The organism is Actinoallomurus rhizosphaericola, from assembly GCF_024055675.1.
GTDB lineage: Bacteria > Actinomycetota > Actinomycetes > Streptosporangiales > Streptosporangiaceae > Actinoallomurus > Actinoallomurus soli.
This window is the reverse complement of sequence record NZ_JAMXMW010000002.1, coordinates 208829-230988: the sequence shown is the minus strand read 5'-3', so window position 1 is coordinate 230988 and position 22160 is coordinate 208829. Positions and strand designations below refer to the sequence as shown.

Below are 22160 nucleotides of genomic sequence, written 5' to 3'. Positions count from 1 at the left end.
CCGTATTCCCGTGACGGCCGTGCGCCCCGCGCCCGCAGTGGCGGGAGGGCCGCGGACGGCGCGCGCTCAGCCGGTGAGGGACTCGTACGCTCCGGCGAGCCACTCGACCGGCCCGGCGCCGGCCTCGGGGCCGCGGCGCAGGCGTACCCGGATCCGGGTGCGGGAGACGCCGGAGGGCAGCCGGAGTTCGGGCGGCGCCGCGAACCGGTGGGTGTTCTCCGCGCACGCGCCGTGGACCGTTCGACCGGGGGCGCCGAGCACGGAGGCCGTGAAGGACAGCCGGCGGGCGCCGGACCGGCAGATGAGGAGGACGCCCACGCGGCGACCGTCGCCGGGAACCCCGAACGTCAGTGTGGCCGTGTCCGGCCAGGTTCCGCTCTTCTTCGCGACCCGGCGCGACACCGGCCGGTCCGACGCGTCCAGCAGCGTGGCGGGCAGCGCCTCCGGGGAACGCGCGGCGAGGGTCGGCGACGAGGTGGCGGCAGGAGGGCCGGGCGCGGCGGAGGGGGACGTCTGCGCGGCGGACGTACGGGTGCCGGCCGGAGCGTTCCCAGAACCGGCCCAGCCGTTCAGCCCGGCGAGCACACCGGCCCCGACCGCCAGCGTGAGAACCCCGCCCGTCACCACGGGAAGCGCTCCCGGCCGGTCCAGCCATCGGCGCCCGCCGCGGACCGGCCCGGCTCCGGAGCCTCCAGGGGACTGGGGTCTCGGGACGGGAAGCCAGTCCGCCGTCGGCTGCGCGGGCGCCCCGGCCGGCGCGCCGATCGCCGGCAGGTCCCGGCTGGTCCGGCCCGGCCCCGCGCGTCCCGTACGGGGCGGCGTGGGTCCCGCCCTACGGGACCGGTCGAGACCCGGCGGGGCGGTGTGCCGCGCGTCGTCGGATCGCCCGGGGCCGGGCAGTGCGGACCGTCCGCCGGAGCTCCCGTCACCGGGCGAACCACCGCGCACCCGATCCGGCCCCTCGACGGCGGGCGGAGCGGGCCGCCGACGTTCCGAGCTCCCGGGGGCGGGCGTGCGCCGGCCGTCCGAGTCCCCGGGGGTGGCCGTTCGCCGGCCGTCCGAGGCGCCGGGGGCGGGCGAGGCGGGCGGCCGCCCACCGTCCGAGCCGCCGAGGGCGGGTGGAGTGGGCCGCTGCCGGCCCGAGCCTCCGGACGCGGGCGAACCGGGCCGCACGCGGCCGGGTGTTCCTAAGGCGGGCGGAGTGGGTTGCGCGCGACCGGTACCCCGGCGGCCGGAGAGCTCCCGGCTGGACCACTCATGAGCGGACCGCCGGCTCGACCGCGACCGGGACGCCTCCGCCGGCCGGGGCGGCAGCGGCGGCGCGGTGGCCGCGGCCAGCAGCGCGGCCGCGCGTTCGGCCGTCAGCCGCCGTGCCGGGTCCTTCTGCAGCAGCCCTTCGAGCAGCGGGCGCAACGACCCGGCGCGCACCGGGGGATCGGGCTCGGCGGTGACGAGCGCGCTGAGCGTCGCCATCGCCGTCTCGAAGTCGTACGGGGGGCGTCCCTCGACGGCGGCGTAGAGGGTGGCGCCGAGCGACCACAGGTCCGAGGCGGGCGAGGCGCGCTCGCCACTGGCCACCTCCGGTGCGACATACGCGGGGGAGCCCATGAACGTCCCCGACTGGGTGAGCGTGGTGGCGCCCTCGTACGTCGCGATGCCGAAGTCGGTGAGGACCACGCGGCCGGAGTTCTCCAGCAGGACGTTGCTGGGCTTGACGTCACGGTGGACGATGCCGGCCGCGTGCGCGGCGCGCAGCGCGTCGAGCAACTGCCCGCCGATGTCCGCGACGCGCGCCGGAGAGATCGGGCCGTCGGCGACGAAGACGTCCTCCAGCGACCGAGCGGGGACGTACTCCATGACGAGCCACGGACGGTCGTCCTCGACCACCACGTCGTACATGGCGATGAGACCGGGGTGGTTCAGGCGGCCCGCGGACATCGCCTCGCGGTTCGTGCGCTTGATGAGGTTCAGCCGCTCGCGGGGCCGCAGACTGGGCGGGAGGTGGACCTCCTTGACGGCGACCTCACGGTCCTCGGCCTCGTCGTGCGCCCACCAGACGGTGCCCATGCCGCCCCGGCCGATCTCCTCGATCAGCCGGTAACGACCGGAGAGCAAGCGGTCCTGCGACTCGGCCACGAAGCGCAAGATACCCGCGTGTGCCGGTCGCGGCACGCGGATCCTTACCGTGATCTTGCACTCACGTCGGCGTCACTGCAAGATCGAAGCTGACAGGCACGTTCGGTGTCGACGCCATCGGAAGAGGCGTGGCGATGGAAACCTTTTCGGCTCCGGGGCTCGGTGAACCCACCGTCCTCGCTTCCGGTGTGCTGCCGCTCGAGGTCGACGACCCCGCCGCCATCGGCGGGCACCGCCTGGTCGCCAGGCTGGGCTCGGGCGGGATGGGCGTGGTCTACCTGGGGCGCGACCGGAACGGCCGCCTCGTCGCGGTCAAGACCGCACGTCCCGAAGACGCCGACGACGAGACCCTCCGCCTGCGATTCCAGAGCGAGGCGGACTGCGCCCGGCGCGTGCCCGGAGGATGGACGGCGCGGGTGCTCGCCGACGGCACCGCCGAACGGCCGCCCTACCTGATCACCGAGTACGTCGAGGGTCCGTCGCTCGCGCACATCATCGACACCGGCGGACCGCTGCAGCCGGAGCAGTTGCGCGCCCTCGCGACGGGCGTCGCGCGTGCCCTGGCCGCGATCCACGGAGCGGGCATGGTCCACCGGGATCTCAAGCCCGCGAACGTCCTGCTGACCCCCACCGGCCCGCGCATCATCGACTTCGGCATCGCGCAGCGTCTTCCGGCCTCCGGCGGGCTGACCAAGGACGGCGTCGTCATGGGCAGCCCCGGCTGGATCCCGCCGGAGCGCCTCACCGGACAGCCCGCCACCGCCGCGTCCGACGTCTTCGGCTGGGGCTGCCTCGTCGCGTACGCCGGGATGGGCCGCAATCCGTTCGGCGAGGGGGACGGCGACGAACTGGCCGGGCGGGTGATCCACCAGCCGCCGGACCTGACCGGACTGGACGAGTCGCTCCGCCCGCTGGTCGAGGCGGCGCTGGCCAAGGACCCCGCCGAACGGCCGCGGCCCGCCGAGCTCCTCGCGCGCCTCGGCGTCGGCGTCACGGCTCCCCAGAAGACCTCGCACGCGCGGCGCTCGGTCGTACCGGCTCTGGTCGCCGCGGCGATCGCCGCCACGGCCGCCGCGGTCGTCGCCACGGTGCTCTACGGAACCCACGCGGAGAAGAGCCGGCCGCCCACCGGCGCCACCGTCGAATCGGCCCGGCCCGGCACGCCGTCCCTGCGGCCGCGCGGTCACGTGCCGCCGCATCCGAACTCGGCCGAAACGGCCCCGCCCGCCGGGCACCGTACGGCTCCCGGCCACGCGTCCGCGAGGACGAGCCCGGCCACCGCCCCGTCCACCAAGGCCGCGTCCGGCAACGGCGGCGTGAGCAACGGCCACGACGCCGGCGGCAGCAGCGGCAGCAGTGGCACCAACGGCACCAGTGGCACCAGTGGCACCAATGGCAGCAGTGGCGCCAACGGCAACGGCAACAGCGGCACTGGCAACGGGAAGGCCAACGGCAAGGGCCAAGGCAACGGCAACGGGGGCGGAAGCGGCAGGGGCAGGTAACCGGCCTCTGCGAAGACGCGACGCCGCTGGTCAACGCCTCCTCCGAGCATCCCGACCTCGAGCCCGGGCCCGCGCCACGGCGAGCCCGGGCTTTCACCTCGCCGGACGGGCGAGGTGAAGGAGCCGGCCCGGCGTCAGCGTCGCCCGATGGTCAGCAGCGGCCCGGTGGTGTCCGCGAAGAAGTCCTCTCCCTTGTCGTTCACCACGATGAACGCGGGGAAGTCCTCGACCTCGATCTTCCAGACCGCCTCCATGCCGAGCTCCGGGTACTCCAGGACCTCGACCTTCTTGATGCAGTCCTGGGCCAGCCGGGCGGCCGGGCCGCCGATCGATCCGAGGTAGAAGCCGCCGTGCGCCTTGCACGCCTCGGTCACCTGCTTGCTGCGGTTGCCCTTGGCCAGCATCACCATTGAGCCGCCGGCCGCCTGGAACTGCTCGACGTAGGAGTCCATCCGGCCGGCCGTCGTCGGGCCGAACGAACCGCTCGCGTAGCCCTCGGGGGTCTTGGCCGGACCCGCGTAGTAGACGGCGTGGTCGCGCAGGTACTGCGGCATCGGCTCGCCGGCGTCCAGGCGCTCCTTGATCTTGGCGTGGGCGATGTCGCGGGCCACGACGAGCGGCCCGGTCAGCGACAGGCGCGTCTTGACCGGATACCGGCCGAGCTCGGCGCGGATCTCGTCCATCGGGCGGTTCAGGTCGATGCGGACGACCTCGCCCTCGAGGTCGTCGTCGGTGGTCTCGGGCAGGTAGCGCGCCGGGTCGGTCTCCAGCTGCTCGAGGAACACCCCGTCGCGAGTGATCTTCGCCAGGGCCTGCCGGTCGGCGCTGCAGGACACGGCGATCGCCACCGGGCACGAGGCGCCGTGCCGGGGCAGCCGGATCACGCGGACGTCGTGGCAGAAGTACTTCCCGCCGAACTGCGCTCCGATCCCCAGCTTCTGCGTGAGCTCGAAGACCTGCTGTTCGAGCTCCAGGTCGCGGAAGCCGTGACCGGTCGGGCTCCCCTCGGTCGGCAGCGTGTCGAGGTAGTGCGCCGAGGCGTACTTGGCGGTCTTGAGGGCGTACTCCGCGCTCGTGCCGCCCACCACGATGGCGAGGTGGTACGGCGGGCACGCGGCGGTGCCGAGCGACCGGATCTTCTCCTCCAGGAAGGACATCATCCGGTTCGGGTTCAGGACGGCCTTGGTCTCCTGGTAGAGGAAGGACTTGTTCGCGCTGCCGCCGCCCTTGGCCATGAAGAGGAACTTGTACGCGTCGCCGGGCGCGGCGTACAGCTCGATCTGGGCGGGCAGGTTGCTGCCGGTGTTCTTCTCCTCCCACATGGTCAGCGGCGCCATCTGGGAGTAGCGGAGGTTCAGCTTCGTGTACGCGTCGTAGACGCCCCGCGCGATGTGGCGCTCGTCGTCCCCGTCGGTCAGGACGTGCTGGCCGCGCTTGCCCATCACGATGGCGGTGCCGGTGTCCTGGCACATCGGCAGCACGCCCGCCGCCGCGATGTTGGCGTTCTTCAGCAGGTCGAGGGCGACGAACCGGTCGTTCGGCGACGACTCCGGGTCGTCGAGGATCTTCCGGAGCTGCGCCAGGTGCGCGGGCCGGAGCAGGTGGGAGATGTCGTGGATCGCCGTCTCGGTGAGCAGCCGCAGCGCCTCGGGCTCGACCTGCAGGAACGTACGGCCGCCGGCCTCGAACTCGCTGATCCCGTCGCTCGTGAGCAGGCGGTACTCGGTTTCGTCCGGGCCCTGGGGGAGTAGCTCGGTGAAGGCGAATTCGGGCATCGGCTTCCTCGCTGACGACACGGTGATGTGGTCCCCAAGCCTAGAACCGCGCGCTCGCGGCGCCGAACGCGGCTCGGGAGCCGTCACGGACGCGACGCCTCCGCGACGCCCACGGGCTCCGGAGCCGGCGGTACGGCGACCGCCGGAGCCGGCCGCCCTGCCGAGCCGCCGAGACCGACCGCGACGCCACACCCGACGAGGAGGACACCGGAGAGCTCCGCCGCGCTCGGCGTGCCCAGCCCCATCACCATCGTCGTGATCGCCGCGCTCACCGGGATCAACCCCGCGAACAGCCCGGCCCGGTCCGCGCCGATCCTGCCCAGCGCGTCGTACCACAGCAGGAACGCCCCGACCGTGACGACGACGACCAGGTACGCGAATCCCGCCAGCTCGCCGGCGGTGGGCGTCCGCACCACGGCGGTGCCGTCCACGACCAGGCCGACGACGAGCAGCATCGGAGTCGCGATCGCCGCGGCGTACGCCGACACCCGGATCGCCCCCAGCCTGGGCAGGAGCGGAACGGCCAGCAGGGAGAAGGCCATCTCGCCGCCGAGGGCGCCGAGGGACAGCAGCAGGCCCCGCAGGCTCCCGCCGCCGAGCCCGTTGGCCGCCGCCGCGCCCAGCGCCACGATCACCGCGGCCGCCACGAGGCGCGGCGCCGGGCGGCGACGCTCCAGCAACGGAGCGACGATCGCGAGGAGCACCGGGACCGCGCCCACCACCGTGCCGACCATCGCGGGAGTCGTGTACCGCGTCCCCTCGACGACGCAGACGTTGAAGCCGGCCAGCCCGGTCGCGGCGAGCGCCGTGACCAGGCACCACTCACGGAGGCTCAGCCGGGGACGCGTCCGGGGTCCGGGCGCGCGCCGCTCGCTCACCCGGGCGACGAGCAGGAGGATCACCGCGGCCGCCGCGTACCGGACGGCCTGGCCGCCGTACACCGGGTATCGGGCGATCGCCGCGGAGACGGCGGTCAGCGTTCCGACGATGGTCATCCCGGTCGCGGCCTGAACGACCCCGCGCGGGCTGGTGCTCTGCTTCATGGGCTGAGACGCTATGCACCCATTGGTCCGGGCACGAGGACCAATCGACTGCCGAGAACAAGGACCAATCCGGAGGGCCGCGCGTGGACCTGCATCTGACGCTCGACCGCTCCGCCGGCCGGCTGGCCGCCCAGGTCGCCGACGGGCTGCGTGATCTCGTGCGGCGCGGAGCGCTCGGCCCCGGCCACCGGCTGCCCTCGACCCGCGACCTGGCCGGGGACCTGAAGGTCTCCCGGGGAGTGATCGTGACCGCGTACGAGCAGCTCGTCGCCGAGGGGTTCCTCGTCTCCCGGCAGGGCGACGGCACCCGCGTCGCGCGCACCGTCACGCCGCCGCGACCGGCCGCGCCCGCCGGCGCGGCGCACCGGCGGGCGGTCCGTCTCGCCGCCGCCACCGAGGCCGAACCGATCGATCCACCCGGCATCGCGTACGACCTGCGGCCCGGCAAGCCGGACCTGACGTCGTTCCCCAGGGAGCGGTGGGCGGCGACGATGAGGGAGGTGCTGCGCGACCTCCCGTACGCCGAGCTCAACTACCCCGACCCGGCCGGAACGCGACGGCTGCGGACCGAGCTCGCGGCCTACCTGGCGCGCGTGCGCGCCGCCGTGGCCACGCCGGAGACGGTCGTGGTGACCGCCGGGGTCGCCCACGTCCTGGCGACCGTCCCGCGCATCCTCCGCGAGGAGGGGCACCGGCTGCTCGCCGTCGAGGACCCCCTCGCCCACCAGCAGCTCCCGATGCTCCGGGCGACCGGCGTCCGTACGGTGGGGATCCCCGTGGACGAGGAGGGGATCGACGTCACCGCCCTCGCCCGCACGCGGGCGCGTGCGCTGCTCGTCACCCCGGCGCACCAGTTCCCGACCGGCGTCGTCCTGTCGCCCCGCCGGCGCGCGGCCCTCGTCGAGTGGGCGCGCGCGGTGGACGCCGTGATCATCGAGGACGACTACGACGGGGAGTTCCGATACGACCGGGATCCGGTCGGCTGCCTGCAGGGCCTCGCCCCGGAGCGGGTCGTCCTGGCCGGGTCGGTCAGCAAGGCGCTGTCCCCGGCGCTGCGGCTCGGCTGGGTGGCCGCGCCGCCGTGGCTGGCGGTCCGGATGCGCGCCGCGCGTGCGCTGTACGACCTCGGCTCCTCGGCGCTCGACCAGCAGGTGCTCGCCCGGCTGATCGCCACCGGAGGCTACGACCGGCACCTGCGCGGCATGCGGCGGCGCTACCGGGACCGCCGCGACGCGTTCGCCACCGCCCTGACGCGGCGCCTGCCGCAGGTGCGCGTCCATGGGGTCTCCGCCGGGCTGCACGCGTACGTCGAACTGCCCGCCGGCACGGACGAGACCGACGTCGTCGCCCGGGCCGCCGCCCTCGGCGTCGCCGTCCAGGGCGTCGCCCCGATGCGCGTACGGCACCCCGGCCCGCCCGCGATCGTCATCGGCTACGCCCGCCTGCCGGAACACCGCCTCGCCGAGGCCGTGGACCTCCTGGCCCAGGCCTTGTCGCCCGATCGGCCGAAATGACGGTGTCGGCGGCCGGAACGGGGGTAGGACGTGCGGCGATGAGGAGGATCAAGAATGAGTCTTGACGAAGCCGCCCGCCAGCTCGAACTCGCCGCCCATGACACGCAGGTCGCCTTCGACTGCATCGGTCTCGGCGACATCGAACGTGCTCATACCCACGCCATCACCGCCCGCGCGGCGGCCGACGCCGCCGAGGCCGCACTACGGATCGCCCTCACCGAGATCAAGACTCCCGAGGAGGCCGAACGCGCCGGTGAGGAGGCCATGCGCCGCCTCGCACAGGAGATGGCTCCACACGGCTCCCGCCCGTAGGACCCGCCGCCGACCGCGTTCCCGCCGCGCGGGGACGCGGTCGTCTCGGCTGGCCTCACCCGCGAACGGCCGCCCCCTGAATTCCTTTGCTCTGCTCACCTCGAGTAGGCACCTGGAACGGTTCAATGCCTACTAGGGGTGAGCAGAGCAAAGAATTGCGAGATGGAGGGGCGTGTTCGACGGCTGCGGCCTGGTATCGGGATAACTCACTCGGCAGCGGGGGCATTTCCGCCGAGCGCTAAAGGCCGCCGGGGCCGCGTGGTGGTGTCTGGGGTGTGTGGTCCCACCCGGTCCGGGCCGCGGAGTTGCTTGAGCCGGATCGACCGGCGACTGTGCCGCCGGTAGTGACGTCACAAGGTCGGCGAACCGGTCATCCCCCGGTCACCCCCGACGGCAACGAGGCCCCGACGGTGGCAACGTGACGGCGGTTGCGTGCCGCGAAGGCGTCCCGGAGCGCGATCGCCGTCGGAGCGGCAACGATCTCGTGCCGTTCTCGTACGGCAATCCAGGTGGATCTCCAGGGGGCGAACAGGATGCCCCAGTGAGGGAACTCGGCTGTTGTCCGCGCCGGGCGGCTGGGATCGCTACCTCGAGAACGTGTACGGGGCGGGCGCGGGCGACGGTCACCGCGACCGGCGGAAGCTCAACGAGCTGGGCAGGCCGTACGGCATGCGCTACCACCTCGGGGAGGGCGACCCTGCCGACTGGGGCGACAAGAGCCGGTTCCACCTGCTGCCGCACGGCGTTCCGCACGCGATCCACCCCGGATCCACCCCGCCGCCCAAGGTCGTCCAGATCTCCTCGCCCGGCGGCTGGGAGTGCGTGGTCGAGGCCCTCATCGAGCATCGCACCGAGGTGAGCCGGGACGGCCGCTTCGACCCGGCGGCGCTCAACCGCTACACCCGCCGCCACGTCGTCTACGAGGAGAACGAATGAACCGCCGGGCAGAGCCTGCGCGTGCGCGGCTCAGCCGCCCGTCCCCCCGCCGGCCGGAGCCCCGGTGATGGCCTGCATCTCCTGCCCGATCATCTCCCGCAGCGGCACGTCGCCGCCGTTGCCGAGAATGACACCGACCCAGCCGGTGTACGGGTAGATGTCCCAGTTGGCGCCGACACCGGGGTTGCCGCCGGCACGCTGGTACATCCACTGGCCGTTGACGATGGAGACCGGGATCCCGTACGAGCCGAACGACCCCGGCCCGTGGGGGATCTTGGGGGCGGTGAGCACGTCGGCCCAGGGCCGGTCCAGCAGCGTGCCGTCGCCCAGCGCGCGGGCGAACCGGACCAGGTCCGGCGCGGTGGCGAAGCCACCGTCTCCGGGGGCGTCGATGAAGGCGCGGCCCGGATTCTTGCCGAGGACGTCCTGGTCCGGGCTGCTCTTGTCCAGGTTACGGATGGCGTCCACCACGCTGCCGTCGGCCAGCGTCATGTACGGGTGCGCGATGTGCGCGTCGGTGAGCCACTGCGGCCTGGTGTAGAACGCCGAGCCGGTCATGCCGCAGCGCCGGAAGATGTTCTCCTGCGCGTAGTCCCAGTACGTCGTGCCGGTCACGGCCTCCACGATCAGCGCGGAGATGGTGACCTCCGCCTCCTCGTGGGCGGCGTCGGGGGAGCCCGGGACACCTGCCAGTTTCGCCTGCCGGGCCCGCTGCTCGTAGTACTCGTGCACCTCGTCCCGGCTCTGGAAGACGCGTTGCACGTCCTCGGCCGGGCTGTCCAGCCCGGAGGTGCCGGACAGCAGGTGGTGGACGGTCACCTGCTCGGCGATGTCCTTGGCGAAGCCCTTCAGATGGTCGCCCACCGTGTCCGACAGGCGCAGCCTGCCCTGCTGGGCCAGTTGCAGGATGGCCACCGCGTGGAACGGCTTGCCCGCCGAACTGAGGCTGAACGCGGTGCCCTCGTGGTTGGCGATCCCCTTCTCTCTGTCGGCCATGCCGTAGCTGCGGGACAGCACCGTCCGGCCGTGGTGTGACAACAGCACCACTCCGGAGAACCTGCCCTGGGCGGCCAGCTGCGCCACGTACCGGTCGTAGGCTCCGCCGGGCAGGGTGTCCGGCGGGATCCGGTGGTCGTCGGCCGGGGCCTGGTCGGCGTGGCCGGGCTGGGCGCCCACCAGGGACGTGCCGGCCACCACGCCGGCGGCCGCCAGCCCGCCCCATCCGAGCAGCCGCCGCCGGTCGATCGATGCGTTGTGATCCATGCCTCCACTGAAGACGCGAGGTCGTTGCGGGGGCGTATGCGTTTCCCGATACGTCCGCGATACACGCCACCGGCCCCGCGCCAGGAACGCCGGCGCGCGCCGTCCGCTCAGGCGACGGGGCGTTCGGCGACGGCGGGGTTCGGCGTCGCCCCGTCGACGGGCGCGGGCTCGAATCCCCGTGCGGTGACCAGGACGACGAGGCAGAGTGCGGCGCCCAGCAGGTAGGCGAGCCACAGGTCGGAGGCGACCGCGCCCGCGATGGCCGCGCCGAGCACGAACCCGGCGTAGTTGAAGACGTTCACCCGGGAGACGGCGATGCCGAGCCCGGTCGGGTCGAGCCGGCCGGCCGCCGAGAAGGACGTGGGGACGACGACGGAGAGACCGACCCCGGCGATGGCGAACCCGGCGATGGCGACCAGGGGATTCGGTGAGAGTGCCGCGGTGAGGAGGCCGACGCCGCCGATCAGCCCGCCCGCCCCGACGATCCTCGCGGCGCCGTGGGCGCGTACGAGCAGGTCGGCGCCGGTCCGGCTGAGCATCATGCAGATCTGGTAGGCGACGTAGCCGAGGGGGGCGACGGCGCCGGAGGCGTGCAGGTCGTCCTTGAGGTACTTCGCGCTGTAGCTGGAGGTCGCCGAGTCCGCGATGTACATGCACGTCACCGCGGCGCCGATGATGATGATCGGCTTCCACGGCACTCTCCTGGCGGCGGCCTTCAGCTGTTCGACGCTCGGACCGGTGGCCTCCAGCGCCTTCGGGTACAGGCGGTGGCCGGTCGACAGGGACGCCGCGACGCCGAGGACCGCCGGGAGGGCGAACCCGGTGCCGAGGCCCAGGTCGATCCGGTTGGCGAGGGCGCTCCACAGACCGGCGAGGATGCCCGCCGCGCTCCACACGGCGTGGAAGCCGGTGAGCAGGCTCTTGCCGTAGCGCGTCTCGGCGGTGACCGCCTGGGCGTTCATGGAGGCGTCCACCGCGCCGACGAACAGGCCGAACAGGGCCGCCGCGCCGTACAGCGCGAGATCGCCGGGCGCGACGCCGATCGCGACGATCGACAGGAGGACGAGCGGCTGGGCGCCCCGCAGCACGACTCCGCTGCCGTACCGCGTCATGAGCGAACCGGCGAGCACGCTGCCGATCCCGGCGACCACCGGAACGGCCAGCAGGACGAGGGCGAGCGCGCCGTCGCTGAGGTTGTGGGCCTTCTGCAGTTCCGGGATGCGGGTCACGAGGGCGGCGAAGCTCAGGCCCTGCACCCCGAAGGCCACGTACGCCGCGTAGCGGCCGCGCCGGGTCCGTTCGTCGATGTCCGCCGCCACGCTGCCCTCCGGAACGTGAAATACGTTCGCGTCAGCGTAGATACCAGGTCATCGGGGGTCAATACCTCCGCAACCGCCCGTCGTCGTCAGTCGATGAGGCGGCGCCGCATCCCGCGAACGGCGAGGACCGACATCACCGCGGCGAAGAGCGCGAGGGCGCCCAGGTGGCCGAGGTCCGCCAGCGGGTGGAAGCCGAAGACCGCGTGACGGACCAGCTCGACGCAGTGGTACAGCGGATTGACGTGCGCCGCCGTACGGGCCCAGGCCGGCAGGCCGCTGATCGGGAAGAACGTGCCCGCGACCAGGAACAGCGGGGTGAGGATGCCCGTGATCACGTAGTCGAAGCTGTTGATCGACGGGACGACCGTCGACGCCCAGATACCGAACAGCGCGAACCCGACCGCCGTGAGGGTCGTGAAGAACGGCACGGCGAGCATGCCGGCGGCCGGGTGCAGCCCGAAGAGCATCGCGACCAGCAGCGGCACGCAGGAGAAGACCCCGCTCTTGACCGCGATCCACGACGCCTCGCCGGCCACGAGCTCGTGCACGTCCACGGGCGCCGCCAGCACCGCCTCGTAGGAGTGCTGGTAGACCCGGCGGACGTAGGTGTTGAACATCCCCGGGAATACCGACGTGAACAGCGCGGCCGTGGCCACCACGCCCGTGCCGACGAAGTCGACGTAGCGGTAGCCGGCGACGTGGCCCAGCAGCGCCCCGAAGCCGAAGCCGAAGGCGAGCAGGTAGATGGTGGGCTCGACGGTGGAGGCGAACGACGAGGAGGGCCAGTAGCGCCGGAAGAGCGCCAGCTCGTGCCGCCAGACGCCGCGCACCGGCGCCCACTCGAACCGGCGGAGTCTCGTGTCAGCCAACGTTCTCTCCGGTCAGGACGACGAACACGTCTTCGAGGCTGGCCGCCCGCCGTACGACCCGGTCGCCGTTGCCGAGCGCGTCGGCCAGCGACGGCGGGATGCGCTCGGCCCGCAGTACCGACACGGTCGGGCCGGTACGCCGGGTGGGCAGGCCCGCCCGGCGTACGAGTGCCTCGATCTCCGCGAGCCGGTCGGGCGGGCCGTGGTGCTCCTCGACGCTGTCGCCCGCGTGGTGGGCGATCAGCTCGCCGGGCGTGCCCTGGGCGACGATCCGGCCGCCGGACATCAGCGCGCAGGTGTCGGCGAGCCGCTCGGCCTCCTCGATGTAGTGGGTGGACATCAGCACGGTCGTGCCCTCGTCGCGCAGCCCGGCGATCAGGCCCCACAGGTCGGCGCGGACCTGCGGATCGAGGCCGACCGTCGGCTCGTCGAGCAGCACGAGGCGCGGGGAGTGCACGAGCCCGCGCGCGACGAGGAGCCGCCGGCGCATGCCGCCGGAGAGGTTCACGACGCGGGTCCGGGCGCGCCCGGTGAGCTGGGCGATCTCCAGGGCCCGCTCGACCGCCCGGCGCCGCCCGGCCCGGGGCAGGCGGTACAGGTGCGCGAACACCTCGAGGTTCTGCCGGACGGTGAGCTCCTCGTCGAGGTTGTCGGTCTGCGGGACCACGCCCATGAGCGCCCGCGCCTCTTTGGACTCGGCCGGGACGGGATGGCCCAGGACGGTGATCTCGCCCTCATCCGCGCGGGACTGGGCGGTCAGCATGCGCATGGTGGTGGACTTGCCGGCGCCGTTCGGGCCGAGCAGGCCGAGACAGACGCCGGCCGGCACGTCGAGCGTGAGCCCGTCGACCGCGGTGATCCGGGATCCGTCCTTGTCGCGGTACCGCTTGACGACGTCGCGCAGGGTGATCGCCGGGGAGTCCGCCATGGTCTCCACGCTACGAAGCCATCAGCATGCCGCGCCAGCGAATATCGTCGAGCCGTGGAGTTGCCGTGGAGAGCGAACGACCAGCACGTGCGGGCGCGTGACCTGCGCGCCTCCGACGCCGACCGGGAGCGGGTCGTCGCGCTGCTGCGCGACGCCCACGGCGACGGCCGGCTCACCGCCGACGAGCACGCCGAACGCGTCGAGGGCGCCTACACCGCCCGCACGCTCGGCGAGCTGACCGAGCTGACCGCCGACCTGGCCACGCCGGAGCAGCAGCCGATCCAGGTGGGGGACGGCCCGATGTTCGCGGCCTTCACGACCGTACGGCGCGCCGGGCGCTGGGTCGTCCCGGCGGGCCTGCCGGTGTCCGCGCTCTTCGGGACCGTGGAGATCGACCTGCGGGAGGCCCTGCTCCAGCGCCGCCACGTCGTCGTACGGGCCGCGCTGCTCGCCGGGCGGCTTCGCCTCGTGGTGCCGGAGGGCGTGCGGGTGGAGTTCACCGGCCGGTCCGTCCTCGGCACGCAGGACCTGCGGGTCCGGCCGTCGTACGGGGACGACGCCCCCCTCGTGGAGGTCAGTGGAGTCGTCGTGCTGGGGTCCGTCAACGCCCGTACGCCCAAACGGCGGCGCCGCTGGTCGCTGGGCCGCCGTCACCCGTGACCGGGCCGCAACACAAGAACAGCAGGTCACAGGCGTTTCGGTAACGGTTAAGACTCCTACCTCCCTCTCCTCTTGAACTGGTACGGACCAGCTCCTATCGTTCAGTGCCATGCGCGATTTTGCTCAATGGGCGCGTAAATCGTGCACAACCTTTCATGCTGCGTGAAAGGAGGCTGCGGCGCCAGCCGCAACTGCTGTGCCACGCCAAAACGGCTGCTCGGAGGGTGACGGGCTGAGGGGCCGGGCCGGGGGATTGGCGAACCCATATCAAGACAGTGAGCCGGGGACGTCGCGCCCACCCGCGTGGACCCGGAGCCGAAGCAAGAGCAGAAGGCGGGGACAGGTGAAACGGCATCTCATGGGCGCCATCGCCGCGGGTCTCACGGTGGCCCTCGGTGTGTCCGGCTGCAGCAAGGGCAGTTCGTCCGGCGGCGGCGGTGACGACAAGACGATCAGGTTCGTCGCCGCGATCTACGACGACAAGACGAAGAGCCTCTGGGACAGTCTGATCAAGACGTTCGAGGAGCAGAACAAGGGTTACAAGGTCAACCTGGAAATGGTCGACTGGACCCAGATGGACGCGAAGGTCAAGACCTACGTCCAGACGAAGCAGACCCCCGACATCCTGAACTACAACGCGTTCGCCGACTTCGCGCGGGACGGCCTGCTCTTCCCGGCCTCGGACGTGCTGTCGCCGCAGGTGTCGAGCGACATCCTCCCGTCGTTCATCGACGGCGACAAGTACAAGGGCACGCAGTACGCCGTGCCGCTGCTGTCCAGCGTCCGGCTGTTCTTCTACAACAAGGACGTCTTCAAGAAGGCCGGCATCGACACCCCGCCGAAGACCTGGGACGACGTCAAGGCCGACGCCCAGAAGATCAAGGACAAGGACAAGGGCGTCTTCCCGCTGGGCCTGCCGCTCGGCGCCGAGGAGTCCCAGGCCGAGTTCTTCATGTGGGCCATGAACAACGGCGGCGGCTACGTCGACCAGTCCGGCAACTGGGCGATCGACAGCCAGGCCAACGTCGACACGGTCAACTACCTCAAGGACCTGACCAAGAGCGGCCTCACCCAGCCGAACCCGGAGACGACCGACCGCAAGGACGTCTTCAACGAGTTCGCGCAGGGCAAGATCGGCATGCTCAACGGCGCCGTGTTCATGCCGGCGGGCTTCATCAACAAGGTCAACGCCAAGCTGCCGTACGGCATCGCGCCGCTGCCCAGCAAGTCCGGCTCGACCTCCAACACGCTCGGCGTGCAGGACTTCCTGGTGGCCTTCAAGAACAACGGCGGCAAGAAGAAGGACGCCGTCTCCAAGTTCCTGAACTTCTTCTACCAGGCGAACAACGTGGCCAACTTCCAGAAGGAGGAGGGCTTCCTGCCGGTGACCAAGTCGGCGGGCGACGTCATCGCGAACGCCGTGCCGTACGACAAGCCGTTCATCGACGCCCTCCCGAACGCGAAGTTCTACCCCACCGGCAACGCCGCCTGGGGACCGCTGGCGAACACCATCAAGGAGAAGCTCGGCACCGCCATCACCGGCGACCCGAAGAGCGTCCTGGGTGAGCTCCAGCAGACCGCGCAGAAGAACGGCTGACGGACCGCCCGTGCACGACACCATCGAGGCGCACGGCGCCGGGGCCACGACCCCGGCGCCGGCGCCGCCGCCGAAGACGAGCGCCCTCCGCCGGCTCGGCCGGGCACTCGCCCCCCTTCCGTGGATCGGCCCCGCCGTCATCCTGATCGCGGCCGTGGTCCTGTGGCCCGTGATCGAGATGGTCCGGACGTCAGTGCTGCGGATCAGCTCGTCCGGAGCGACGCTCGGAACCCGCGGGACCGGCAACTACCGTGACCTGTTCGACGAGTCCGACCTCGTCAGCGTCCTGCTGCGCACCGTCGTGTGGGTGGTCGGCGTCGTCCTGGTGACGATCGTGGTGTCGCTGGCGCTCGGGCAGCTGCTCAACGCGCGCTTCCCCGGACGGCGCATCGTGCGCTGGGCGGTCATCGTGCCGTGGGCCGCCTCGGTGCTGATGACCGCGCTGACGTGGAAGTGGATGCTCAACTACTACTACGGCATCGTCAACAAGGTCCTGCAGGGCGTGGGGATCATCGATCACCCGGTGAACTGGCTGTCCCACCCCGCCCAGGCGATGATGTGGATGATGTGGGTGGCGGTCTTCGTCTCCCTGCCGTTCACCTCGTTCGTCATCCTGGCCGGCCTGCAGACGATCCCCGAGGACGTCTACGAGGCCGCACGGGTCGACGGAGCCGGTCGCGCGCGGACGTACTTCAGCATCACGCTGCCGCTGCTGCGGCCGTCCCTGCTCGTCGCGGCGATCATCAACGTGATCAACGTCTTCAACTCGTTCCCGATCATCTACGCGATGACCGGCGGCGGCCCGGGCAGCAAGACCGACACCAGCACGACCTTCATGTACAAGCTCGCCTTCACCGGGAGCGGCGACGTCGGGGAGTCCGCCGCGATGGCGGTCGTGAACTTCGCGCTGATCCTGATCCTGGTGCTCGTCTACCTCCGGGTCGTCGGCTGGCGCGGGGAGGCGCAATCATGAGCGGCCGCAGCACGCCGCGCCCCAAGGACCGGCAGGGCGCGGGCGAGGGCGCGTTCGCCCGCCGGGCCAAGGTCGCGATCCTCGCCGGCGTCGGGTACCTGGTCGCGTTCGTCTTCATCGCGCCCTACCTGGAGATGGCGCTCACCGCGCTCAAACCCGACCGCGAGCTGACCAAGTCGCCGACCACCTTCCTGCCGAAGCACTGGGACTTCGCCAACTTCGTCAACGTGTGGAAGGCAGCGCCGATCTGGAAGAACATGCAGGTGTCGCTCATCGTCGCCGCCGTGGCGACGCTGATCGCACTCGCGGTGGCGCTTCCGGCGGCGTACTACACGGCGCGCCACCGGTTCCGCGGGCGCGGCGCGTTCCTCCTGCTGGTGCTCGTCACCCAGATGTTCGCGCCGACCGCGCTGGTGATCGGCATCTACCGCGAGATGGTGGCGCTGAACCTGACCGACACCCTGCTCGGGCTGATCCTGGTCAACGCCGCCTTCAACCTGCCGTTCTGCGTGTGGATCCTGCACGGGTACTTCTCCAGCATCCCCAAGGCGCTGGAAGAGGCCGCCTACCTGGACGGCGCGGGCAAGATCAAGGCGCTGACCCGGGTGACGCTGCCGCTGTCCCTGCCCGGTCTGGTCACCGCGGTGATCTACACGTTCATCGGCGCGTGGAACGAGTACGTCGTCGCGCTGACGATCACCTCGTCGCCCGACCGTCAGCCGCTGACCGTGGCGGTCCCCGGGTTCGTCACGTCGTACCAGCAGCACTGGCAGTACCTCTTCGCGACCTCGCTGATCGCGATCGTGCCGGTGGTCATCCTGTTCGTCTTCATCGAGCGGTACCTCATCGGCGGCCTCACGGCCGGCTCGGTGAAGTAGGTCACTCTTCCGGGCGGGGGCCACAGCGGCCCCCGCCCGGACCGCTCAGCCGGCCGCGTCGAAGTCGATCGCGGAGTAGGCCCGCAGCTTGGACAGCTTGTGCTCGCTGTGGATCCGGCGGATCGTCCCGCTGCGCGAGCGCATGACGAGCGAGTGCGTGGACGTGATCCCCTTGCCGTACCGGACGCCTTCGGCCAGCTCGCCGTCGGTGATGCCGGTGGCGGCGAAGAACACGTCGTCGGAGGCCACGAGGTCGTCCGTCGTCAGGACGCGCGACAGGTCGTGACCCGCGTCGATCGCCTTCTGCCGCTCCGCGTCGTCCTTCGGCCACAGTTTGCCCTGCAGGACGCCGCCGAGGGACTTGATCGCACAGGCCGCGATGATGCCCTCCGGCGTGCCGCCGATGCCGAGCATCAGGTCGATGCCCGTGCCCTCGCGCGCGGCCATGATCGCACCGGCCACGTCGCCGTCGGTGATGAACTTGATCCGCGCGCCCGCCTCGCGGATCTCCTTCACGATGCCCTCGTGCCGCGGCCGGTCGAGGATCACGACGGTCACGTCGCCGGGCGAGCAGTGCTTCGCCCGCGCCACCGCGCGGATGTTGTCGGCCACGGACGCCTCGATGTTCACGACGTCCGCGGCCTCCGGGCCCGTCGCCAGCTTCTCCATGTAGAAGACCGCGGACGGGTCGTACATCGTGCCGCGGGGACTGACCGCGATCACGGCGATCGCGTTGTTCATCCCCAGCGCCGTCAACCGCGTCCCGTCGATCGGATCGACGGCCACGTCACACTCGGCACCGGTGCCGTCGCCCACCTGCTCGCCGTTGAACAGCATCGGCGCGTGGTCCTTCTCACCTTCGCCGATCACCACCACGCCGTTCATCGACACCGTGTTGATGAGCTGGCGCATGGCGTTCACCGCGGCCCCGTCGGCTCCGTTCTTGTCGCCGCGGCCGACCCATCGGGCCGCGGCCATCGCCGCCGCCTCCGTCACGCGCACCAACTCCAGGGCGAGGTTGCGATCCGGGGCGTGGGCCTCGGTGGTCAGCGGGGACGATACGGTCGTTTCTTCAGTCATGGCGATGTGGGCCTTTCCTGGCGGGCTTTACCTGACGGGTCACCCGGACGGGTCTCCTTCGATCGTATTTCCGAGCAGACAGGGCGTAATCTAGGGCCGTCATGAGCAGCGACATCGAGTGGCAGGCCGCCGAACGGCCGGCCCGGGCCGGAGCGCCGGCCACGGGCCGCGCCCACCGCGCGCCGTCCGTACGGCGCGTGTCCGGCGTGCCTCCCATCCCACGAGGAGCGCGTCAGTGAGCGTCGAACCCGTCTCGCGCATGTCGGATCGTGGCGCGGCCACGCGGAGCGCGCTGCTGGCGGCCGCCCGCGAGGTGTTCTCCGAGGCCGGGTTCGCCCAGGCGGCGGTCACCGACATCGTCGCCAAGGCGGGAGCCAGTGTCGGCAGCCTCTACCACCACTTCAGCGGCAAGGCCGATCTCTACCTGACGCTCTTCGGCGAGTTCCAGTCGCGGCAGCAGGAGCGCACCCGCGAGGCCGTCCACCAGGCCCGCGACCTCGGTGAGTCCGACCCCATGCGGTTGTTCATCGCGGGCGCGCGCGCCTACCTCGACGGCTGCCTCGCCGAGCCCGACCTGTCCCGCCTGTTCGTCTCCGGCGACGGCCCGCCCGGCTTCGACCGGGTGCTGCGCGAGCGGCTGCGCACCTGGGCGCGGCGCAACGCGGCGCTGTTCGAGACGGGCGACGGCGACGTCGACGAGGCCCTCGTGGTCGTGCTGACCGGCGCCGTGTCCGGCGCGGTCTCGGAGGTGGCGCTGTCGGAGGACGAAGAGGCGTCCCGGCGGCTGGCCGACGACGTGCTGGCGATCATCTCGACCATGGAGAGCCGGCGTGAGCGAAGCTCGTGACGCGACCCGGACGCCGGTGAGCGAGGTGTCCCCGGAGCCGGGCGGCGCCGAGCCCGAAGAGGCGCCCGCGGCGGAACACGGCGCCGAGTCCCAGGGAGCCTCCGGGGCGGAGCGCGCGCAGGACCCCTCCTCCGGTACCGGCGAGGACGGTACGGCCGGCGAGGGCCCGATCGTCGTGTCGCCGTCGGTCTACCGGCGGCTGACGTCCGGGTTCCCCGGGTTCCTGATGGCGATACTGTCCTGCATGGTGGTCGTCGGGTTCGTCCTCCTGGTCACCCCCCGGCGCAATCCGAACGCCATCCCGCAGGTCGACTTCCGCTCCGACCTGAACGGCCTGGTCGCGACCGCGCCGTTCACCGTGCAGGCCCCCCAGGGTCTGAGCCCGAAGTGGTATCCCACGAGTTCCAACCTGACCGGCCGGGCGAACGGCCCGGTCGGCTGGCACCTCGGGTACTACACGCCGGGCAAGCAGTACGCCGCGCTCGAGGAGAGCGATGAGCGGCCCGACGGCAGCGACGGGTTCGTCGCCCGCATGACGAGCCAGGGCACGCCGGACGGTTCGCTCCAGGTGGCCGGCGCCACGTGGGACAAGACGTTCCGCAAGGACAAGAACCAGCGGTCGCTGGTGCGGCGGCTACCCGGCGTCACGCTGGTCGTCACCGGCACGGCCTCGTACGAGGAGCTCGCCACGCTCGCGGGCTCGCTGCGGCCGCAGCCGAAGCCGTCTCCAGGGAAGACCGAAATCCACCAATAAGTCGGGCGATTCAGGTAGCTTTGGGGATCATGGGGACCCCGCTGATCGTCGCGCTTGCGGATTCCGGTGCAGGCACGCGCCTCCCTCTGGAGACGTACAACGGTGGACTCCGCCTTCACAGACCGTGACGTCCCGGCGGACTCCGAGGGACCGGCCTCCACGGGAGCGGTCCTCTCCTCCGTGAGTGGACGCGAACGCACGAGCATGGCGGCGGCCGTCGCCCTCGTCGTCGGCCTGGCGCTCGGCGGCGGAGGCTGGCTCGTCTACCGGAACCAGACCGCCTGCCAGAACCGGTCGCTCACCGTGACGGCCGATCCGGCCATCGCGCCGGTGATCATCGAGGTGGCGGCCCGCTACAACAAGGCCCGCTGCGCCGACGTGAACGTCGTGACCGGCGACTCCGCGCAGACGGCGGGGCTGCTCGCGTCCGGCGGCGGGGCCGCCGCCACACGGCCCGACGTCTGGATCGCCGACTCCTCGCTGTGGTTCGACGGCGTCAGGTTCCCGGGGGTGCGGTCCGCGACGTCCGTGGCCTCGTCCCCGGTCGTGTTCGCCATGACCCCGGACGGCGCCCGCCGTGAGGGGGCGCGGCTGGCGCAGCGGGGATGGGGCGCGTTCGAGAACGGCGCCTACAGCCTGCGCCTGCTCGACCCGGTGCCGTCCGCGACCGGGATGACGTCGCTGCTCGCCCTCTCGGCGACCGCGGGCGGCGGATCCGGCGGCCTCGAGACGTTCAGCCGCGTGCTGCAGGGCGTCAAGCCGTCATCGAACGCCACCGACGCCATCGCCGGCCTCGCCGACCAGGGCAGACCCCCCGTACTGCCCCTCTCAGAGCAGACGATCTGGCAGCAGCGGCAGGAAGGACGCCAGGTCACCGCGGTCTACCCGGCGACCGCGCCGGCCCTGGACTTCCCCTACGCCGTCCTCACCGCCGACCGGGGACGCCGGCGCATCGCCGCCGGCCTCCTCGGCGCGCTGCGCTCGGCCGACGGCACGGCCCGGCTGCACACCGCCTGGCTCCGCACCCCGGCCGGCGACGCGGGCGGGCTGGTCTCCTCGGGGCTGCCCGCCGCCGCGCCCCACGCGCTGCCCGTCGTACGCCCGGGAGCGGCGCTCGCCATGCGCGGAACCTGGCAGAAGATGCAGCAGGGCCTGCGGGCCATCGCGCTGATCGACGTCTCGGGCGCCACGCTCGCCCGGATGGGCGCCGGCACCCGTGCGCAGGTGATGACGGGCGCGTTGGGCAACGGCCTGTCGCTGCTGGAGGACGACACCGAGTTCGGGCTGTGGTCCTTCCCCGCCCGCGCCCGCCCGTACCGGCGGCTCGTCGAGATCGGCCCGCTGCGGGAACTCGGCCCCGCCGGAACCCGCAGGGCCCGCCTGCTCCAGCGGATCGGGCGGCTGCGGGCGAAGAAGGGAAGGGACGGCGGCATGTACGACGCCATCCTCGACGCCTACCGCGAACTGTCGCAGAGCTACCGGGCCGGAATGCTCAACGAGATCCTCGTGCTGACCGGCGGCGCCTCCGGCGACCGGGACGGGCTCACGCTCGACCGGCTGGTCGCCGAGCTGAAGAAGGACTTCGACCCCGAACGCCAGGTCAACATCACCCTCATGGCGTTCGGCGACGGCGTCGACATGAGGCCGCTCCGGAAGATCGCCGACGCGACGGCGGGCGCCGCCTACTCGATCCGGAACGACCAGCAGCTCATGACCCTGTTCCGATGCGCCGTCGCCCTGCGCGTCGACGAAGACCTGCCCTGCCCGCACTGAC

Annotated in this window: 20 protein-coding genes; 12 read left to right on the top strand and 8 right to left on the bottom strand. The window is 72.1% G+C overall.

Annotated elements, in window-relative coordinates; translation table 11 throughout:
- Positions 1-66 precede the first annotated feature (66 nt).
- Positions 67-2136: a serine/threonine-protein kinase gene (locus NE234_RS04995; RefSeq protein ID WP_252777651.1), complete on the bottom strand. Its 2070-nt coding sequence runs from the start codon at positions 2134-2136 to the stop codon at positions 67-69.
- 134 nt (positions 2137-2270) lie between these two features.
- On the opposite strand from NE234_RS04995, the gene NE234_RS04990 reads away from it, so the two are divergent.
- Positions 2271-3638, top strand: a complete 1368-nt coding sequence (locus tag NE234_RS04990) for a serine/threonine-protein kinase (protein WP_252777650.1) — start codon at positions 2271-2273, stop codon at positions 3636-3638.
- Positions 3639-3772: 134 nt separating this feature from the next.
- Here the strand turns inward: NE234_RS04990 and NE234_RS04985 are convergent, their stop codons facing one another.
- Complete coding sequence (locus NE234_RS04985; protein WP_252777649.1) at positions 3773-5413, bottom strand: fumarate hydratase; 1641 nt, start codon at positions 5411-5413, stop codon at positions 3773-3775.
- 83 nt (positions 5414-5496) lie between these two features.
- On the bottom strand, positions 5497-6456 hold the full coding sequence (locus tag NE234_RS04980; RefSeq protein ID WP_252777648.1) for a DMT family transporter: 960 nt from the start codon (positions 6454-6456) through the stop codon (positions 5497-5499).
- Positions 6457-6539: 83 nt separating this feature from the next.
- Between NE234_RS04980 and pdxR the strand changes: the two genes are divergently transcribed.
- The 3 genes from pdxR (at position 6540) to NE234_RS04965 (ending at position 9218) form a co-directional block, all read left to right on the top strand.
- The gene (gene pdxR / locus NE234_RS04975; protein ID WP_252777647.1) at positions 6540-7970 is read left to right on the top strand and encodes a MocR-like pyridoxine biosynthesis transcription factor PdxR; all 1431 of its coding nucleotides are present in this window, start codon (positions 6540-6542) and stop codon (positions 7968-7970) included.
- A gap of 54 nt (positions 7971-8024) precedes the next feature.
- Positions 8025-8282, top strand: coding sequence for a hypothetical protein (locus NE234_RS04970; protein ID WP_252777646.1), 258 nt, complete (start codon positions 8025-8027; stop codon positions 8280-8282).
- Positions 8283-8840: 558 nt separating this feature from the next.
- Positions 8841-9218 carry a hypothetical protein gene (locus NE234_RS04965; RefSeq protein WP_252777645.1) on the top strand — a complete coding sequence of 126 codons (378 nt, stop codon included), beginning with the start codon at positions 8841-8843 and terminating at the stop codon, positions 9216-9218.
- Positions 9219-9248: 30 nt separating this feature from the next.
- On the opposite strand, the gene NE234_RS04960 is transcribed toward NE234_RS04965, so the two are convergent.
- The 4 genes from NE234_RS04960 to NE234_RS04945 all read right to left on the bottom strand — a co-directional run bounded on the left by NE234_RS04960 (position 9249) and on the right by NE234_RS04945 (position 13597).
- Entirely contained in the window at positions 9249-10481 is a 1233-nt protein-coding gene (locus NE234_RS04960) for a serine hydrolase domain-containing protein (protein WP_252777644.1), read from the bottom strand.
- 107 nt (positions 10482-10588) lie between these two features.
- Positions 10589-11800, bottom strand: coding sequence for an MFS transporter (locus NE234_RS04955; RefSeq protein ID WP_252777643.1), 1212 nt, complete (start codon positions 11798-11800; stop codon positions 10589-10591).
- An 86-nt stretch (positions 11801-11886) separates the two neighbouring features.
- Positions 11887-12669, bottom strand: coding sequence for an ABC transporter permease (locus NE234_RS04950; RefSeq protein WP_252777642.1), 783 nt, complete (start codon positions 12667-12669; stop codon positions 11887-11889).
- Positions 12662-13597 (bottom strand): ABC transporter ATP-binding protein, encoded by a 936-nt coding sequence (locus NE234_RS04945; protein WP_252777641.1) that lies wholly within the window; start codon positions 13595-13597, stop codon positions 12662-12664. Before NE234_RS04945 ends, NE234_RS04950 begins: the two co-directional genes overlap by 8 nt.
- A 54-nt stretch (positions 13598-13651) precedes the next feature.
- On the opposite strand from NE234_RS04945, the gene NE234_RS04940 reads away from it, so the two are divergent.
- From NE234_RS04940 to NE234_RS04925, 4 genes are all read left to right on the top strand, one after another.
- A complete protein-coding gene (locus tag NE234_RS04940; RefSeq protein ID WP_252777640.1) occupies positions 13652-14257 on the top strand; it encodes a DUF1707 SHOCT-like domain-containing protein in 606 nt (201 codons plus the stop codon).
- A gap of 343 nt (positions 14258-14600) precedes the next feature.
- Complete coding sequence (locus NE234_RS04935) at positions 14601-15854, top strand: extracellular solute-binding protein (protein WP_252777639.1); 1254 nt, start codon at positions 14601-14603, stop codon at positions 15852-15854.
- A gap of 10 nt (positions 15855-15864) precedes the next feature.
- The gene (locus tag NE234_RS04930; RefSeq protein WP_252777638.1) at positions 15865-16827 is read left to right on the top strand and encodes a carbohydrate ABC transporter permease; all 963 of its coding nucleotides are present in this window, start codon (positions 15865-15867) and stop codon (positions 16825-16827) included.
- Complete coding sequence (locus NE234_RS04925) at positions 16824-17705, top strand: carbohydrate ABC transporter permease (RefSeq protein ID WP_252777637.1); 882 nt, start codon at positions 16824-16826, stop codon at positions 17703-17705. Before NE234_RS04930 ends, NE234_RS04925 begins: the two co-directional genes overlap by 4 nt.
- A 45-nt stretch (positions 17706-17750) precedes the next feature.
- Here the strand turns inward: NE234_RS04925 and glpX are convergent, their stop codons facing one another.
- The gene (glpX, locus tag NE234_RS04920; RefSeq protein ID WP_252777636.1) at positions 17751-18785 is read right to left on the bottom strand and encodes a class II fructose-bisphosphatase; all 1035 of its coding nucleotides are present in this window, start codon (positions 18783-18785) and stop codon (positions 17751-17753) included.
- Positions 18786-18886: 101 nt separating this feature from the next.
- On the opposite strand from glpX, the gene NE234_RS04915 reads away from it, so the two are divergent.
- The 4 genes from NE234_RS04915 (at position 18887) to NE234_RS04900 (ending at position 22159) form a co-directional block, all read left to right on the top strand.
- Positions 18887-19024 carry a hypothetical protein gene (locus NE234_RS04915; RefSeq protein ID WP_252777635.1) on the top strand — a complete coding sequence of 46 codons (138 nt, stop codon included), beginning with the start codon at positions 18887-18889 and terminating at the stop codon, positions 19022-19024.
- A gap of 20 nt (positions 19025-19044) precedes the next feature.
- Positions 19045-19632, top strand: coding sequence for a TetR/AcrR family transcriptional regulator (locus NE234_RS04910; protein WP_252778161.1), 588 nt, complete (start codon positions 19045-19047; stop codon positions 19630-19632).
- Positions 19616-20386, top strand: coding sequence for a DUF4245 domain-containing protein (locus NE234_RS04905; protein ID WP_252777634.1), 771 nt, complete (start codon positions 19616-19618; stop codon positions 20384-20386). The genes NE234_RS04910 and NE234_RS04905 overlap by 17 nt, the downstream gene beginning before the upstream one ends.
- A 180-nt stretch (positions 20387-20566) precedes the next feature.
- The gene (locus tag NE234_RS04900) at positions 20567-22159 is read left to right on the top strand and encodes a substrate-binding and VWA domain-containing protein (protein ID WP_252777633.1); all 1593 of its coding nucleotides are present in this window, start codon (positions 20567-20569) and stop codon (positions 22157-22159) included.
- Position 22160: the final 1 nt, after the last annotated feature.